Here is a 17,229-nt window from a genome sequence, read left to right as displayed (position 1 = left end):
CCCTTTACCCGAGTTTCAGGCTGTCAGCGCCGACAAGCCGGTTGTAAAGCCAATACAGCACCAGCACCCCGACCAGCAGCATTGTCCCAAGTGCAGCCGCAAGGCCCCAGTTCAGGGACTGCTGGATATGGCGTGCAATCTCGTTTGAAATCATCCGGCCGGACTGCCCCCCCACAAGCGCGGGCGTGATGTAGTAACCAATGGAGATGATGAAAACCAACACCCCACCGGCCCCGATACCGGGCAATGTTTGCGGGAAATACACGCGGCGGAACGCTGTCCACGGGGTCGCGCCCAGACTTTTGGCAGCGCGGGTATATGTGACGGGAATGGTACGCATGACCGAATATAACGGCAACACCATGAAGGGCAGCAGAATATGCGTCATGGCAATGATTGTGCCAGTCTGGTTATAGATCATGCTTATTCGGTTCGCGTCCGATATCAGCCCGATATTCACCAGCAGTTCATTAATGACGCCTTGTTGTTGCAACAACACAATCCACGCAGATGTTCGCACCAGAAGCGATGTCCAGAATGGCAGCAACACCGCGATCATCAGCAGGTTCGCGTATCGCATTGGCAATGTCGCCAGAAAATATGCGATTGGAAACCCAAGTGCGAATGTCATAAAGGTAATAGCAAGACTTAATGCCAATGTGCGCCCGAACAGGGAAACATAGATGCGGCGGTTTTCATCACGCTGCACGATATTTCCGGCCTCGTCATATTCGCGGTCCAGCGCTGCGACATAGTAGGACAGGGTCAGCGGGCGCCCCTCTCGTTTGATGACGCGCCATAATTCCGGCTGCCCCCACAGGCGGTGCGCATCCATGAACGCGTCTGAATAGGGGGCTTCAAAATCCGACACGGCGCGCGCAGTCCGTGAAATCGCGCTGCGCGCCGCGCTAAGTTCATAGTTCAGGCGAATCCCCAGCGGGCCGATCGCCTGTTCGCGGCGCGGGCGGCCCAGATCCTCGACCATATCCGCATGCAGGGCCGCGAAAACTGCCTCATCCGGCACGCCCTGCCCGTCCCAGCTGTCCAGTGCCTGAAGGGTGCGTGGCAGCGCATTGACGATCTGGGGGTTATCAACCGACCGCCACATCATCTGCGCAATCGGGAAAGCAAAGAAAATCAGGATGAACGCCAGCAACGGGGCCACAAGTGCCAATGCTGTCAGTTTGCGGCGACGGTTCGCGCGCTCCAGTGCCCTGCGCAACGGCGTGCCATCGGCAGTCACCAGTTTTTCACGTTTGGGGGGCGCAGCTTGGGTCGCATCGGCCTGAGACATAGGTAAATTCCTTGCGGCATAGGCAGGACAGACAGTCACGAAGTCAGGTGTCGGGCGCGCGACTCTGCGCGCCCGACAAGTTCATTCAAACCGGATTATTGCAGCATCCAGTTTGCAAAACGCTCGCGCAGTTCGTCGCCGTAATCGACCCAGAAGTCGTTATCCAGAACGATTGGCGCGAAATAGTTGTCCGGATTGGTCGGCATATGCGGTGCCATGTCGATCCCCAGATCGGCATGTTCCCCCACCAGTTCGGCCGAAGATGCGCGCGCCGGACCATAGCTGATGAATTTTGCCTGATCAGCCAGACGCTGGGTGTCGGTGGCGAAATACAGGTATTCCATCACCAGTTCCTCGTTCGGGCCATCAGCGGGAACAACCCAACCATCCCATTCAACGACCTGACCATCCCAGATGATCGCAGCATCCATGCCTTCGACTTCGATGGCATCGAACATACGGCCGTTATAGCCTGTTGCGAAGGCAACTTCGCCATCGGCCAGAAGCTGGGGTGCCTGCGCACCTTCGGTCCAGAAGATGATGTGGTCCTTGATGGTGTCGAGCTTGGCAAACGCACGGTCCACACCTTCGGGCGTGCTGAGGACATCGTAAATGTCTTCTGGTGCTACGCCGTCAGCATACAGCGCCCATTCCATGTTCGTGCCCGGACGGTCTTGCAATGCGCGGCGGCCGGGGAAGTTCTCGACGTCGAACAGGTCGGCAATGCTGCTGGGGTGTTCGCCATCTTCAAAAGCACCCGGACGATAGGTCAGAACCGTTGAATACACGATCTGCGGGATGAAGCACTCGCCAAGGCTGCCTGGCAGGAAGTCCTCGGTCGGTGGTGTGCCATCCGGCGCAGCCGCCAGAAGCGCGTCATGGTCGATCTGCATGATGATGCCTTCGTCACAGGCAAGCTGTGCATCCGATGGCAGCATGTCGACCAGATCCCAGGTCACATTGCCCGCCTGCGATTGGGCGCGCAGACCGGCCAGCGCATTCGCGGACCCGTCATCGTTGTTGATGGTGACATGAGGGTTCATTTCCATAAACGGCTCATGATAGGCGCGCTGCTGGCTGGCCGTGTAGGCCCCGCCCCATGACACGATGGTCAGCGAAACCGGGTCTTGTGCGGCTGCACTCAGCGCCAGCACACTTGCAGCGGCGCTTAGACCAAACAGTTTAGTAGTCGATGACATAGATAACCTCCTAGGTTGGTTAATCACGCCAGATATACTCTGGCGTTTTTCAAGCTGTCCCGTCCCCGGTCCATGCATGTATTGGCCGCACACTGCCCTAAGCGTGGTCCAGCGCGCGACAATCCGTCGGCATCCAGCCGATTTCGATCATGTCACCCGGCTTGTGGCGCACCTGATCAGGCGCGTTGCGGGTTTTCATGATGAAATTCTCGTTTCCGGCCACTTTCAGGCGGGTGCGGAACACATCGCCCATATAGATGAATTCCTTCACCTCGGCCTTGATCGTGTGCGCATCCTCGGCCAGCCGGTCCTTGTTGGCCTCCACCCGCTCGGGGCGGATTGACACAGTTGTGCGGTCACCCACCTTGGTCACATTAACCGGCTTGGCGTCGATCACTTCACCGCCGTCCAGTTCCACAATGCAGGTTTCGCCTTTTATTTCTTTAACAACGCCGTCTAGTGTATTGTTTTCACCAATAAACTGGGCAACGAAGCTGTTGCAGGGCGCCTCATACAACACATCTGGCGGATCAAGCTGCTGGATGCGCCCGTCATCGAACACCGCGACATTGTCGGACATGGTCAGGGCTTCGGTCTGGTCATGCGTCACATAAACCGTGGTGATGCCCAGATCATGCGCAAGGCGCGTGATTTCGAACTGCATGTGTTCGCGAAGCTGTTTGTCCAGTGCGCCCAACGGTTCGTCCATCAACACAAGTTCCGGCTCGAACACCAACGCGCGCGCCAACGCGATGCGTTGTTGCTGCCCGCCCGACAGTTGCGCGGGCCGGCGGTTGGCGAAGGCCCCCATCTGAACCATGTCCAGCGCCCGCATGATTTTCTTTTCCCGATCGGACTTGCCCAACCCGCGCACTTCCAGCGGAAAAGACAGGTTTTCCCCGACCGTCATATGCGGAAACAAGGCATAATTCTGGAACACCATTCCAATGCCACGTTTATGCGGCGGCACCGAATTGATCGGGCGGCCATCCAGCAGGATTTCCCCGTGGGTGGCTGTCTCGAACCCTGCCAGCATCATCAGGCAGGTTGTCTTGCCGGACCCGGAAGGGCCAAGCATGGTCAAAAACTCCCCCCGTGCCACTGAAAGGTTCAAGTCCTTGACCACCAGTGTCTCGCCATCATAGCTTTTCTGGACGCCATCGAATACGACAAATCCGTCGCGCTTTTCTGATGCGCTCACGCTGATCTCCCCGTGTGTCGGCGGTATTCCGCTCTTTTCATGACACTAGTAAAACCAACGAAACCCTACATTGCAACCGGTAAGTATAGATAAGGCCCAATTACATTTATTTCAGCATTATTTCCGGAAAATCTGCATCAAACAAGGACAATGAACCGCGCCATTGCGGCAAGAGGGAAATTCGGGCCGCGCGGTCCACAGGCAATGAAGCGGACATTACCCTGTTGGCGACCGCTTGAATTCAGAAGATTTGGGAAAAATGGTGCGGTCGAGAAGACTCGAACTTCCACGGGAGTTACCCCACAGCGACCTCAACGCTGCGCGTCTACCAATTCCGCCACGACCGCACATGACTTGGTTTCGGCGTCATACTCGGTCAATCCGGACTTGTGAAGGGGAAAAACGCGCGTGTTCTGCGAAAGCAAGCTGCTGGCGCAGGGGGGCCATAGAAGAAGGGCGCGCAGATGCCCGCGCGCCCTTGCCTGGCGTTCGACCGGCGCCAGCGTGCCGGTGCGGCGGCCCTGCTTAGTCTTGCGGGATCGCAAATACCGGCAAGGCCGCTTCTGCGGCAGGTGCAGCTTGCGGCACCGGCTGGCCAAAGACCGCATCACGCAGCAAACTGTCGCGTTCAGGCTGCATCGGCGCAAAGACCGCGCGTTTTGCGGGGTCGAATCCCAGCTCGAACCATGCCAGCGCCAGATCATCACGCTTGGTCGCGCCGAACCCCTGAACCAGATGGTGGCCCATCAATTCACCATAGGCCCGTTCGCCAAGGGTTGTCAGCAGCAGCGCCGCGCCGACAGCAACGTCCATATTGTCCTGACGATAGCCCACGGCCAGACAAATGCGCGCAGTGTCGGTCAATTGTTGCGGACTCATGCCGGTTTGCAGAACAAAGGCACTGACAGATTGCATCACCTCGTCATGCGGCTGCACGGATAATGCGGATACAAACGGTTTCAGCGACGGCGCGAACGCAAGGCATTGATCGGCGATTTCAGCCGCGCTTACGCCCTGAACCTGCGCAATCAGTTCCTCGCCATCCGCCATGGCATAGGTGCGCGCAAGGCAGAACTGTTCATTCAGCACCTGCGCGGGGTCGGTCATGGTGTCGCGTGTGGTGAAGCCGCCATTGGCGTTGGTCAGCAGGTTCACACGGTCGCAATGCGATGCAAGCGACCGTTCGCCCTGCCCGCCCCCGCCGAAGAAATTGGGGATGGCGGGCGCCGCGACTTCGGTTGCACCGGCGTCGGGATTGCGCGCAGCCGGCTGTGCCGATGGCACGGACAAGGCCACTTCGGTCGTCGCCTGCGGGGCCTGCGGCGCGGCCGGTTGGGCGGCAGCAACTGTGACCGGCTGCTGTGGTGCGCCCAATTCGCATGTGCCGCGCGTACAGGTGAACATGGCAGGTGTCACATTGAACGCCTGAAAGTCATTGCGCACATACCCTTCCGGCGTCGATACAAATACTTGCACAGTGCAGGCCTGCGCGCTGCACCAGAACGCGCTGCCCGTTACGGAAGTGTCTAGAATATAGTCTGTGCGCCCGTCCCCGTTCAGGTCTGCAAGCTGGATAAAGCCCGCGCGCTGGACAAGCTGCATCGCGCTGGGATCGGAGGATGCGGCGATTTCGTCAACCGCACTGGCCACCGCAGCAGGCAGGCCGTAATTGCCCGCGCTTTGGGCCGGACTGCGGCCTGACATTTCATCGCGGACCACAAGAACAAGACCGCGCAACCCTTGCGGATGGCTGGACACGGTCTGCGCAACCTGCGGCCCGCCGGAAATTGCGCGCTGATGCGCCGTCAACAGGATATTGCGTTCGAATTCCGACAACTGGCCGGTGCCCGCAAACCCCAGAAACACCTGATACTCGGAAATGCCCGCGCGCGATCTGGGACCGATTGCGCCATCAGGGGTGCCGACGTTCCAGCCGAAATGGTTTAGCGCTGTCTGCACAGAACGGTTCTGTTCGCGCTGTGCGGTGTTCACGGCCGGGCGCGGCGCGGTGCGCTGGGGCTGTGCACGCTGCTGGCGGGCGCGCTGGTCATTGGCGATGGCACCGCCAATGATGCCCCCGATAATGCCCCCGACAATACCTTCTTGTGCGCGCGCATCATCCAGCGGGACGGCCGCGACGCTGATGGACAGCGCGGCTATTAGACTGTATCTGGCAAACATATGAATTCTCCTGGCTGAAATAACATACACTCACATTAGCGTGAGTTTTCGCGCAGGCCCATCTTTTTTTGCCCCACCCCCAAGAGGACCGAATGAGCACAGGCCCACGCGATACAGCCCCCCGCGATACAGCCCCCCGCGATACCGGCCCCCTCGAATGGTGCACACTGCCCGGATTGTCGGATTACGCCCAAACCCTGCGCGCGATGGAAGACCGCGTCGCACAGATTGCGGCAGGCCGCGCCCCAGAAGCGATCTGGCTGCTGGAACACCCGCCCCTGTATACCGCGGGCACAAGCGCGCGACCACAGGACCTGACGGACCCCGACAGGTTTCCTGTATTCAATGCAGGACGCGGCGGACAATATACCTATCATGGTCCGGGCCAGCGTGTGGCCTATGCCATGCTGGACCTGAACAGGCGCGGGCGCGACGTGCGGTGTTTTGTCCACCAGATGGAAGACTGGGTTATTGCAACCCTCGACCAGTTCGGAATACGCGGGGAACGCCGCGCAGGGCGTGTCGGCGTCTGGGTGGTGCGCCCCGACAAGCCCCCCGCCCCTGACGGCACCCCGCGCGAGGACAAGATTGCCGCCATCGGCATCAAGCTGCGCCGCTGGGTCAGCTTTCATGGGGTGTCGATCAATGTGGAACCGGATCTGGACCATTTCGACGGAATCATCCCCTGCGGCATCAGGGATCACGGCGTCACATCACTGGTCGATCTGGGCTTGCCCGTCACCTTGGAAGATGTCGATCTGGCGTTGCAACACACATTTCAGCAAGTCTTTGGCAATACACCGCCGGACCAGCCATGATTCGGCGCGGCAACATGTCACAGGCCCTTTGATCCAGATCAAAAAATCCCGCAATTGCGATATATTGACGTTGCCCAAACGCATGTCACATTCTAGAACCATGATATACCGTCCAAGCAGATTCACACGAGTCTGCGCACACAGGACGTAACACGCGCGGGCGGGGAACGTCCCCCGCTTACGAAGGAAAGCAGTCGCGAACAACGCGACAGGAACCGGGAACTGGAGTAGCCAATGGCCGACGCAGCCACCCATGATCACGGGCACGAAGACACCCGCGGGTTCTTCACCCGCTGGTTCATGTCCACGAATCATAAAGATATCGGGATCTTGTATCTCTTTACCGCCGGTATAGTCGGCTTTATCGCAGTCGCATTCTCGATCTATATGCGTCTGGAGTTGATGGAACCCGGCGTCCAATACATGTGTATGGAAGGCGCGAGCTTTACCGCACAGGACGAGTGCACGCCCAATGGCCATATCTGGAACGTGCTGGTGACCGCGCACGGTATCCTGATGATGTTCTTCGTGCTGATCCCTGCCCTGTTCGGCGGATTTGGCAACTACTTCATGCCGCTGCATATCGGTGCGCCGGATATGGCGTTCCCGCGCCTGAACAACCTGTCCTACTGGCTGTTCGTCGCGGGTTCTGCGCTGGCTGTCGCATCTGTTCTGTCACCGGGCGGCAACGGGCAGCTTGGGTCTGGCGTGGGCTGGGTTCTGTATCCGCCACTTTCCACCAATGAGGCCGGCTATTCCATGGACCTTGCGATTTTCGCGGTCCATGTGTCGGGCGCATCCTCTATTCTGGGCGCAATCAACATTATCACCACCTTCCTGAACATGCGCGCACCGGGCATGACCCTGTTCAAGGTGCCGCTGTTTGCGTGGTCCGTCTTCATCACCGCATGGATGATCCTGCTGGCGCTGCCGGTTCTGGCCGGTGCCATTACCATGCTGCTGACCGACCGGAATTTCGGAACCACCTTCTTCGATCCCGCAGGTGGGGGCGATCCGATCCTGTACCAGCACATCCTGTGGTTCTTTGGCCATCCGGAAGTGTATATCATCATCATCCCGGGCTTCGGCATCATCAGCCATGTGATTGCGACCTTCTCGCGCAAGCCGATCTTTGGCTATATGCCAATGGTCTGGGCAATGATCGCGATTGCGGTTCTGGGCTTCATCGTCTGGGCGCACCACATGTATACGGTGGGCATGTCGCTGACCCAGCAGACCTATTTCATGATGGCGACCATGGTGATCGCGGTGCCCACTGGCATCAAGATCTTCAGCTGGATTGCGACCATGTGGCGCGGGTCGGTGTCGTTTGAAACACCCATGCTGTGGGCCTTCGGCTTCCTGTTCCTGTTCACCGTGGGCGGTGTTACCGGTCTGGTTCTGTCACAGGCACCAATCGACCGTATCTATCACGATACCTACTATGTAGTGGCGCATTTCCACTATGTGATGTCATTGGGGGCGGTCTTCGCATTGTTTGCAGGCATCTATTTCTGGATGGGCAAGATGTCGGGGCGGCAATACCCTGAATGGGCTGGCAAGCTGCATTTCTGGGCCATGTTCATTGGTGCCAACATCACCTTCTTCCCGCAGCATTTTCTGGGCCGTCAGGGCATGCCACGCCGCTATATCGACTACCCCGAAGCCTATGCGCTGTGGAACTATGTCAGCTCGATCGGGGCATTCATCAGCTTCGCGTCCTTCCTGTTCTTCATCGGTGTTGTGTTCTACACGCTGAAATTCGGCCGCCGCGTCACCGATAAGAACTACTGGAACGAGCATGCGGACACGCTGGAATGGACCCTGCCCTCGCCCCCGCCCGAACACACGTTCGAGCAGCTGCCTAAGCGCGAGGACTGGGACAAGCAACCGGCGCATTGACGCGGCATAAGCAATGCCAGCATCATGGACGATAACACCAAAGGCCCCGGGCACTTCGCCCGGGGCCTTTGCCTTGGCAACCGCAACGGGTGCCGAATACAAGCTGCACCTTCGACCGAATATTTCCATGGGAAACCGTGGTTTTGTGAGGGTCATCGGGCTAAGCGCGTTTTTCCTTGCGCTGCCGCTGATCGGTGTTCTGGGGACACCGATTCTGTGGGGGTTATTGCCGTTTCTGGGTCTGGCGCTGTGGGCCTTGTGGTATGCGCTGATGCGCAACCGCACTGACCGCGAATCGTTGCAGGAAACCCTGCGCCTGACACGCGATGAAATCACGCTGACACATATCACCCCGCGCAAGCCGCCGCAGCATTGGCAGGCAAACCCGTTCTGGGTGCAGATTTCGCTGAAGGAAAAGGGCGGGCCGGTTGAAAACTACCTGACGCTGCGTGGCGGCGGGCGCGAAGTGGAACTGGGGCGGTTCCTCAGCCCCGAAGAACGCGCAACGCTGCATGACGACCTGTCGCGGGCGCTGCGTCATTTGCGATAGGGCGGTTATATGCTGTGGCCTGAAGGGGACATTGGGGAATACCCAAAGGCGCGGTGTCAAGGCCGCAGGCCGCCGCGCGCAGCGCGAACCCCGTTGGCCACAGCGGCGGCGCGCATACGGTCCTGCGCGCATTCCGGCCCCTGCCCCCATGGCCTGAACCGCAGGCGAAAGGCTTGCAGCCGTTTGTCAGCTGCCGCATCGGGGTAGCCAATCATATCAAGGCTGTCAGCCAAGGGGCGATCCTGCGCCACCCCTTCGGGCCAAAGCGCCAGCCCCTGCAACGCCAGTCTGCGCCAGTCGAACCGCGCGCCGGGGTCTTCCTTGCGGTCCGGTGCCATATCGGAATGCGCAATCACATCCACAGGGGCGATCCGCCACCGTTCAAGGATCTGGCGCAACAGGGTTTCCAGCACCGTCATTTGCAAATGTGAAAACGGCCGGTCGCCACGATTGGCCAGTTCAATCCCGATAGAACGTGAATTGATATCGGACGTTCCGCACCACTGACCGGCCCCTGCATGCCACGCGCGCTGGTCTTCAGCCACCAGTTGAAACAACGTGCCCTGCGGCGAAATCAGATAATGGGCGGACACCTCGAAGGCGGGATCGCACAAACGTTGTAACGCCGCCTGCGTGGTTTTCATGCCAGTGTAATGCAGCACCACCAGTTCGGGTTGCAAACCATTGCGCCGCGGCCCGAAATTCGGCGAAGGGTGCCACAGGGCCGTCATCTGGCCCTATTGACGCGCGCGCACAGAGGTTGCGGCCTGACGGAACGGTGTCGGGTCCCACCAACAGGCAAAACCGTCGCCATCAGGGTCCAGATGGTTCGGGTCGCGTTCCGGCCCTCCTGCCATCAGAAACGCATCTTGCGCCAGATCCTGCGTTGCGAATTGCGAACAGGCCGCTTCCCAACGCTGCCAGCGCAGCGGGTGGCGGCGGGTGTAGCGCTGTTCGCCGACATTGTGGCGTGTGGACAGGGCATAGACGAACAGGTTTGGCCCGTCGCCCGTGCCAATTTCATCCTGACTGACGCGCACCTGCGGAACATGGTCGCGTGTCACGACGCGGTTTTGCTGCGGCGTGCCAAAAGGTTGCGGGGTAAATTGCTGGTCACTGACGCCTGCACTGCCGCCGGACGGTGCCTGTGACGGCACCTGTGGTGCGGCGCTTGCAACCTCGAACTGGCCCGTGGGCTGCTGTTGCTGAACCGGCGCCGCAGGCACAGGCTGGCCGCCGCGCAGCGCCGCCACAGCTTCGGCACCAATGGTGTTGCCTGTCTGAACCTGCTGGGGGGCGACCTGCTGTTGCGCGGCGAATTGCGGGGCAGTGCCCTGCCCCTGCGCGGCCTGCTGGCGCCGGATGCGTGACAATTCTTCTTGCGCACGCATATATTGCGCATAATCGCTGAACCCGACACCACGTCCGGTCGCGTCAACCACGTTGGAATAAGGTGGGGCAGTGTTACAGGCCGCAAGTGCGACCAGCGCGGCCATTGCGAAAGCAGGGGCAAGGGAAATTCGTGTCACGTTCATTGTGCCTCGGACAGTTTTGCCGGAACTTACCACCATTTTTCGGGTTTGGAAACAAATCCGGCCGCCCCCTCAAGAACATGTGCAGTCTTCAACAACTCGCCTTCTTCCCAAGGGCGGCCGATCAGTTGCAACCCGAGTGGCAGGCCCTGCGCATCCAGTCCGGCAGGCAGGGCAATGCCCGGCAAACCCGCCAGATTGACCGTGACGGTGAACACGTCATTCAGGTACATCTGAACGGGATCGGCATTCGCCATTTCCCCCAGACCAAACGCGGCGGACGGTGTCGCAGGTGTCAGGATCGCATCGATCCCATCCGCGAACACCGTGTCAAAATCGCGCTTGATCAGGCTGCGCACCTTGCGCGCGCGGTTGTAATACGCATCATAGAACCCCGCCGACAGAACATAGGTGCCGATCATAACACGGCGCTGCACTTCCGCCCCGAACCCTTCGGCGCGGGTTTTTTCATACATCTGGGTAATGCCGTCACCTGCCGCCAGTTTGGCGCGGTGCCCATAGCGCACCCCGTCATAGCGCGCCAGATTGCTGGACGCCTCGGCGGGGGCAATCACATAATAGGCAGGCAAGGCGTATTTCGTATGCGGCAGGGAAATATCAACAATCTCCGCGCCCGCATCGCGCAGCATCTCGGCCCCTTTGTCCCAAAGCGCCGCAATTTCGGCAGGCATGCCGTCAATACGGTATTCGCGCGGAATACCGATTTTCTTGCCACGAATATCGCCTGTCAGCATTGCCTCGAAATCCGGCACAGGCAAGTCGGCGCTGGTCGAATCCTTGGGGTCATGACCGCACATCGCCTGTAGCATGATGGCCGCATCGCGCACGGTTTTCGTCATTGGCCCTGCCTGATCCAGACTGGACGCAAACGCCACAATACCCCAGCGTGAACACCGCCCATAGGTCGGTTTAATGCCCACAGTGCCGGTAAACGCCGCTGGCTGCCTGATGGAACCGCCCGTATCCGTGCCCGTGGCCGCAAGGCACAGATCAGCCGCAACCGCAGCCGCCGACCCGCCCGAAGACCCCCCCGGCGTCAGGTCGCGCGCGTCCGCTTTCCACGGGTTCACGGCATTGCCATAGACCGAGGTTTCATTACTGGACCCCATGGCGAATTCATCCATGTTCAGCTTGCCCAGCATGACCGCGCCCGCATCGCGCAATTGCGCGCTGACCGTGGATTCATATTCGGGGCGAAACCCGTTCAGAATGCCGCTGGCCGCCTGCGACGCCACGCCTTCGGTGCAAAACAGATCCTTGATGCCCACGGGAAGGCCGCACATTGCAGGCGCATCCCCTTGCTGAATGCGCGCATCTGCGGCCTTCGCACGCTCCAGCGCCAGATCGGGAGTTTTATGCACGAAGGCGTTCAGACGGTCGGCACCATCAATGGCGGTCAGGCAGGCTTGCGTCAACTCGACAGATGTGACGTCCCCCGCACGCAAACGGTCGCGCGCTTCGGCCAGTGTCAGTTTGTTCAGATCGCTCATTCGACCACCTTCGGGACTGCAAAAAAACCTTCGCGGGCATCGGGGGCATTGGACAGGATGCGCGCCTGAATATCGCCATCGGTCACCGTATCCACACGGCGCTTCAACCGCATGGGCGTAACCGAGGTCATCGGCTCCACGCCATCGACGTCAACTTCGTTCAATTGCTCCATAAAGGTCAGAATGCGCGACAGGTCCTGCGCCAGTGCGGGCAGGTTTTCATCAGGAACGGCAATGCGCGCCAGATGGGCGACCTTGCGCGCGGTTTCCAGATCGATTTCGGACATGAGGGCTCCGGCTTGCACGGGGAAAACGGGTATTCAGGGCGGTTTAGCGGGATGAGACGAAGGGTGCAAGCGGCGCGACATGGCAGGCCGCCATTCCTGCCTTGCCGCGTCCCCTTCGCGCCATCCTCGCGGGATCAGTTACGGGATCAACTTTGATATGATCAACTCGGCCGCAGCCTCGGGGGTGATGGCGGTTGTGTCTATGCGAATTTCCGGCGCATCAGGGGCTTCATAGGGGGAATCGATCCCTGTAAAGTTCTTCAACTGTCCCGCGCGCGCTTTCGCATACAGACCTTTGACATCACGCCGCTCGGCCTCCTCAAGGGGGGTATCGACAAACACCTCGATAAACTCGCCCTCGGGCAGCATGGCCCGAACCATCTCGCGTTCAGACCGGAAGGGCGAAATAAACGCTGTAATCACGATCAGGCCCGCATCGGCCATCAGTTTGGCCACTTCACCCACGCGCCGGATATTCTCCACGCGGTCCGCCTCGGTGAAGCCCAGATCCTTGTTCAGCCCATGGCGCACATTGTCCCCGTCCAGCAGGAAAGTATGCCGGTTCATGCGCGCCAGTTTCTTTTCCACCAGATTGGCGATGGTGGATTTCCCCGACCCCGACAGGCCCGTCATCCACAAGACCAGCGGCTTTTGGTTCTTCATGCTGGCATGATGCTCACGCGAAATGTCTGTCGCCTGCCAGTGAATATTCTGTGCACGGCGCAGTGCAAAATTCAGCAGCCCCGCGCCAATCGTGCGGTTCGTCATCTTGTCGATCAGGATGAACCCGCCCAGATCGCGGCTTTGGGCATAAGGTTCAAAGGGGATTTCGCGGTCGGTGGTCAGGGTTGCCACACCAATCGCGTTCAGGTCCAGCGTCTTACTGGCCAGATGTTCCATTGTATTGATATTAATCTGGTATTTTGGCTGTGCGACAACAGCACTTACGGTCTGGGGCCCGATTTTCAGCCAATAGGCGCGACCGGGGACCATGTCGTCATCATCCATCCAGATGATTGTCGCCTCGAACTGGTCGGCCACCTCGACAGGGTTTTGCGCCGCCGTGATGATCTGCCCGCGCGAGCAGTCAATCTCATCGCGAAAGCACAGCGTCACCGCCTGACCCGACACAGCCATGTCCAGATCACCATCCATGGTGACAATGCGCGAAATCGCCGTTGTCTTGCCAGAGGGCAGCACACGCACGTCATCGCCAACCCGCACCTGTCCGGTGGCAATCGTGCCAGCAAACCCGCGAAAATCCAGATTCGGGCGGTTCACCCATTGCACCGGCATACGAAACGGCTTCGCCTGTTCCGCAGTCTGGTCCAGCTCGACCGTTTCCAGATGTTCCAGCAACACAGGCCCGTCATACCAGGCCGTCTTGTCGCTGCGGGTGGTGATATTATCGCCCGCAAGTCCCGAAATCGGCACAGGTGTGAATTCCGCGATACCGATGCTGGCCGCGAAGTCACGATATTCGGTCACAATCCGGTCGAATACAGCGCGGTCATAGTCCACAAGGTCCATCTTGTTGACGGCCAGAACGATGTGACGAATACCGACCAGATGCGCCAGATAGCTGTGACGGCGCGTCTGCGTCAGAATACCCTTGCGCGCGTCAATCAGGATGACCGCCAGATCGGCAGTCGAGGCACCTGTGATCATGTTGCGGGTGTATTGTTCATGACCGGGCGTGTCCGCGACAATAAACTTGCGTTTCTCGGTCGCAAAAAACCGGTAGGCCACATCAATCGTGATGCCCTGTTCACGTTCCGCCGCCAGACCGTCCACCAACAGGGCAAAATCAATCGCCTCGCCCTGGGTGCCCATGCGTTTGGACTCCGCTTCCAATGTGGCAAGCTGGTCTTCGAAAATCATTTTGCTGTCATAGAGCAGCCGCCCGATAAGGGTCGACTTGCCATCATCCACAGACCCGCAGGTGATGAAACGCAGCATGGTTTTGTGCTGATGCGTTTCCAGATATTTGTTGATATCTTCGGCAATCAGCGCATCGGTCTTGTATATCTGTGTCATTGCGTCATGCCCCTCAGAAATAACCTTCTTGTTTCTTCTTTTCCATGCTCGCAGCCTGATCATGGTCGATGGCGCGGCCCTGACGTTCCGATGTCGTGGTAAGAAGCATTTCCTGAATGATTTCCGGCAGGGTTTTTGCCCTGCTCTCGACCGCGCCGGTCAACGGGTAGCACCCCAAAGTGCGGAACCTGATCGAGCGCGTGACCGGCTTCTCGCCCGCGGCCAGCGGAAAACGGTCATCATCGATCATAAGCAGCAGCCCGTCGCGCATCACGGTCGGGCGCTCATCCGCGTAATACAGCGGCACAATTTCTATATTTTCCAGATAAATATACTGCCAGATGTCCAGTTCGGTCCAGTTGGACAACGGAAAAACGCGCATCGACTCGCCCTTGTTCTTGCGCGCATTATAGGTCCGCCACAGTTCCGGCCGCTGGTTTTTGGGGTCCCAACGGTGGCTTGCCGTACGAAAGCTGAAAATACGCTCTTTCGCGCGGCTTTTTTCCTCATCCCGCCGCGCACCCCCGAAGGCCGCGTCAAACCCGTGCAGGTCCAGCGCCTGTTTCAGCCCTTCGGTTTTCCACATATCGGTATGCAATGCGCCATGCTCGAACGGGTTGATCCCCTGTCGCACTGCATCGGGGTTCTGATGCACCAGAAGTTGCATGCCCGCCTTGCGCGCAGCCCTGTCGCGCAGGGCATACATGTCGCGGAATTTCCAGGTTGTGTCGACATGCAATAGGGGGAATGGCGGGGGGGCCGGGTAAAACGCCTTCCTGGCCAGATGCAGCATGACCGCGCTGTCTTTTCCGACGCTATACAACATGACAGGCTTGTCGGCCTGCGTGACCACCTCGCGCATGATGTGTATCGCTTCAGCCTCCAGCCGCTGAAGATGGGTCAGATGAGTGGCATGCATGAATGAATTCTCTTTTGCGTAAGCGTTCCACAACACCTAGCAACCAGATTTGCACACGTCACCTCCCATATGGGAGGTGACGTGATTTCATGCATCACAACCTATCTGATAATCCCGTCATTGGAACTGGATCGATCACGTCTGCGATCATATCCGGACCATTCCATCCAAGCCTGACGCGCCCTGAGCGCATTGCGCGGAGCCGGATTTCCGTGCGATTGCAGAATGCAATCCCGAAAGGCGGGTGTTGTGCCGCCTGCTGCAAAAGCGCCTGTTGGCGACGATCACAACCACCGATCAGCGTTGCAGCAATGTCAGGGCAATCGAGGCCGACGACATCGACACCTGCATATCCCTGATCTGGGACATTACCAGAAAGCGCTTGACCAGCTTGTCCATATGCTCCGGCTCGGACAGGGCCTGAAGATTGGGGACATTGAACCGCCGCGACACCGCAGTTTTCAGGCGCACGACCTGTTGATCAACATCCAGCGCCCCGAATTCCTTGGGCAATCCCAACGCCGTCTCCATCACTTTGCGCAATGGTGCATTGCCCAGAACAGCAAACCATTGCGCGTTCTCGGACGTGTAGCCCTGCACCAGTTCCGGCAATTCCCGCTGCAGGGACATGGCCATGCGCATATCCTGATCCTGATCCCCGACGGCGCGTTCAAAACTGCGCGTCTGGAATTGTGCAACAATGCGGTCCTTCAGGTCATCAGCCGCTGCAACGGTTGCGCCAGGCACAAGAAACTGAAGATCCTGCGCCAGCGCCTTGTAGCGTTTGTCCGTCAGGCGGTTGGCAAGGGCAGTGCGGTCTTCAACCCCATCATCAATGATCTTGCGGATGAATGCAGTGCTGTTGATATCATCCTCCAGCCCGTAAGCCTGCAGAATGACGCGAAATGTGCGGCGGTCCTTGACCAGATCTTCGGTGGAGGTGAGGGATGCGAAGTTTTTGGTAAAATGTTCAAGATCATTCTTGATCACGGGAGAGGCCGAAAAACTTGCCTCCTGCCTCTCGCGCGTCTTGTTCAGGAAGGCCCAGCCGGCAAGCCCCCCGATGGGAATGACCGGCTGGAAACTCATTGCGGGGCCGAGGCAAACATCCTCGCCTCTCTCGGCAGCAGGGCGCGCAACGCCTTCAGCGCCGCATAATACTCCGCATCCATGACAGCTGTCGTTGCATCGTCCAGCAATTTGCGGCTGTCATTATCGGTGAACACCTGACTAAGCTGTTCGATGGCCCGCAATAATGGCTGGCGGGCATCTTCGGGAACCGCATCACCGGACAACACAAGTTGTGCCAGATAGCAGGTGCGTTTTACCGGCGTATTGGCCTGTTGCGGGTGGATCGCATCGCGCAGGCGCAGGACATGCGCGTTCGGTGTCCTGACAGACAGGCTGGCACGCCGGTCGCCATTTTCAATAACCGCCCCGTTCAGCAGAACACGTTCATGCGGGGCCAGACGAATGACAAGGTTGGTCATCACACATCCACCTTGCCCGACAACCCCCGCATGACTGCCAGATTGATATCGACCAGAACATCCGCACTGTCCTTGCCGTCCAGAACAGTGTCGGTATGGCGCAGTGAGAATTGCGCAAGGCCAAGAAGTTGCAGACGTAGCTGGTCGGGAAGCTGGTTGCCAGGTGTGGCAAGGTCGATCGCCAGTTCCACCCAGAGCCTGCGGTTCTCGTGCATGGCTTCGGCGAGAGTTGCAAAACTGAATGGCTGCGCCTTGAGTGCCGCATTCAGCCGCGCCGTGATTTTTGAAATCAGTTCATATTCTATTGT

16 protein-coding genes and 1 tRNA gene are annotated in these 17,229 nt (G+C 58.9%); 3 read left to right on the top strand and 14 right to left on the bottom strand.

The genetic code is table 11. From position 1 onward, the window contains the following. Nucleotides 1–4: 4 nt before the first annotated feature. The 5 genes from ACTIE1_RS14015 to ACTIE1_RS13995 all read right to left on the bottom strand — a co-directional run bounded on the left by ACTIE1_RS14015 (nucleotide 5) and on the right by ACTIE1_RS13995 (nucleotide 5,875). Nucleotides 5–1,294, bottom strand: coding sequence for an ABC transporter permease (locus ACTIE1_RS14015; protein WP_439560824.1), 1,290 nt, complete (start codon nucleotides 1,292–1,294; stop codon nucleotides 5–7). Nucleotides 1,295–1,389: 95 nt separating this feature from the next. Further along, nucleotides 1,390–2,493 (bottom strand): ABC transporter substrate-binding protein, encoded by a 1,104-nt coding sequence (locus ACTIE1_RS14010; protein WP_439560825.1) that lies wholly within the window; start codon nucleotides 2,491–2,493, stop codon nucleotides 1,390–1,392. Between the two features lie 97 nt (nucleotides 2,494–2,590). After that, on the bottom strand, nucleotides 2,591–3,694 hold the full coding sequence (locus tag ACTIE1_RS14005) for an ABC transporter ATP-binding protein (protein ID WP_439560826.1): 1,104 nt from the start codon (nucleotides 3,692–3,694) through the stop codon (nucleotides 2,591–2,593). 260 nt (nucleotides 3,695–3,954) lie between these two features. Next, nucleotides 3,955–4,041 (bottom strand) — tRNA-Leu (locus tag ACTIE1_RS14000). A gap of 178 nt (nucleotides 4,042–4,219) precedes the next feature. Next, on the bottom strand, nucleotides 4,220–5,875 hold the full coding sequence (locus tag ACTIE1_RS13995; RefSeq protein ID WP_439560827.1) for a peptidoglycan-binding domain-containing protein: 1,656 nt from the start codon (nucleotides 5,873–5,875) through the stop codon (nucleotides 4,220–4,222). Nucleotides 5,876–5,967: 92 nt separating this feature from the next. Between ACTIE1_RS13995 and lipB the strand changes: the two genes are divergently transcribed. The 3 genes from lipB to ACTIE1_RS13980 all read left to right on the top strand — a co-directional run bounded on the left by lipB (nucleotide 5,968) and on the right by ACTIE1_RS13980 (nucleotide 9,145). Then, nucleotides 5,968–6,693 carry a lipoyl(octanoyl) transferase LipB gene (lipB, locus tag ACTIE1_RS13990; RefSeq protein ID WP_439563450.1) on the top strand — a complete coding sequence of 242 codons (726 nt, stop codon included), beginning with the start codon at nucleotides 5,968–5,970 and terminating at the stop codon, nucleotides 6,691–6,693. Nucleotides 6,694–6,927: 234 nt separating this feature from the next. Next, nucleotides 6,928–8,595 carry a cytochrome c oxidase subunit I gene (gene ctaD, locus ACTIE1_RS13985; RefSeq protein ID WP_439560829.1) on the top strand — a complete coding sequence of 556 codons (1,668 nt, stop codon included), beginning with the start codon at nucleotides 6,928–6,930 and terminating at the stop codon, nucleotides 8,593–8,595. Nucleotides 8,596–8,668: 73 nt separating this feature from the next. Next, complete coding sequence (locus ACTIE1_RS13980; protein ID WP_439560830.1) at nucleotides 8,669–9,145, top strand: DUF2244 domain-containing protein; 477 nt, start codon at nucleotides 8,669–8,671, stop codon at nucleotides 9,143–9,145. Between the two features lie 56 nt (nucleotides 9,146–9,201). Here ACTIE1_RS13980 and ACTIE1_RS13975 read toward each other — a convergent pair whose 3' ends face one another. The 9 genes from ACTIE1_RS13975 to flaF all read right to left on the bottom strand — a co-directional run. After that, nucleotides 9,202–9,876, bottom strand: a complete 675-nt coding sequence (locus tag ACTIE1_RS13975; protein WP_439560831.1) for an N-acetylmuramoyl-L-alanine amidase — start codon at nucleotides 9,874–9,876, stop codon at nucleotides 9,202–9,204. Nucleotides 9,877–9,882: 6 nt separating this feature from the next. Beyond that, nucleotides 9,883–10,674 carry a hypothetical protein gene (locus ACTIE1_RS13970; protein ID WP_439560832.1) on the bottom strand — a complete coding sequence of 264 codons (792 nt, stop codon included), beginning with the start codon at nucleotides 10,672–10,674 and terminating at the stop codon, nucleotides 9,883–9,885. Nucleotides 10,675–10,706: 32 nt separating this feature from the next. Beyond that, on the bottom strand, nucleotides 10,707–12,188 hold the full coding sequence (gatA, locus tag ACTIE1_RS13965; protein ID WP_439560833.1) for an Asp-tRNA(Asn)/Glu-tRNA(Gln) amidotransferase subunit GatA: 1,482 nt from the start codon (nucleotides 12,186–12,188) through the stop codon (nucleotides 10,707–10,709). After that, nucleotides 12,185–12,475 (bottom strand): Asp-tRNA(Asn)/Glu-tRNA(Gln) amidotransferase subunit GatC, encoded by a 291-nt coding sequence (gatC, locus tag ACTIE1_RS13960; protein WP_439560834.1) that lies wholly within the window; start codon nucleotides 12,473–12,475, stop codon nucleotides 12,185–12,187. The genes gatA and gatC overlap by 4 nt, the downstream gene beginning before the upstream one ends. A 138-nt stretch (nucleotides 12,476–12,613) precedes the next feature. Continuing rightward, the gene (gene cysN / locus ACTIE1_RS13955; RefSeq protein WP_439560835.1) at nucleotides 12,614–14,512 is read right to left on the bottom strand and encodes a sulfate adenylyltransferase subunit CysN; all 1,899 of its coding nucleotides are present in this window, start codon (nucleotides 14,510–14,512) and stop codon (nucleotides 12,614–12,616) included. A 13-nt stretch (nucleotides 14,513–14,525) separates the two neighbouring features. Then, nucleotides 14,526–15,431, bottom strand: coding sequence for a sulfate adenylyltransferase subunit CysD (gene cysD / locus ACTIE1_RS13950; RefSeq protein ID WP_439560836.1), 906 nt, complete (start codon nucleotides 15,429–15,431; stop codon nucleotides 14,526–14,528). A gap of 297 nt (nucleotides 15,432–15,728) precedes the next feature. Beyond that, entirely contained in the window at nucleotides 15,729–16,520 is a 792-nt protein-coding gene (locus tag ACTIE1_RS13945) for a DUF1217 domain-containing protein (protein ID WP_439560837.1), read from the bottom strand. After that, nucleotides 16,517–16,921 carry a flagellar biosynthesis repressor FlbT gene (gene flbT / locus ACTIE1_RS13940; protein WP_439560838.1) on the bottom strand — a complete coding sequence of 135 codons (405 nt, stop codon included), beginning with the start codon at nucleotides 16,919–16,921 and terminating at the stop codon, nucleotides 16,517–16,519. Before flbT ends, ACTIE1_RS13945 begins: the two co-directional genes overlap by 4 nt. Continuing rightward, a partial coding sequence (gene flaF, locus ACTIE1_RS13935) for a flagellar biosynthesis regulator FlaF (protein WP_439563449.1) occupies nucleotides 16,921–17,229 on the bottom strand: 309 nt, incomplete at its 5' end. The genes flbT and flaF, both read right to left, overlap by 1 nt.

Origin of the sequence: Roseinatronobacter sp. (genome assembly GCF_051859525.1) — a bacterium.
Classification (GTDB): Bacteria; Pseudomonadota; Alphaproteobacteria; order Rhodobacterales; family Rhodobacteraceae; genus Roseinatronobacter.
Note: the sequence above shows the minus strand (reverse complement) of the source record. Positions and strands in the feature narration are given on the sequence as shown.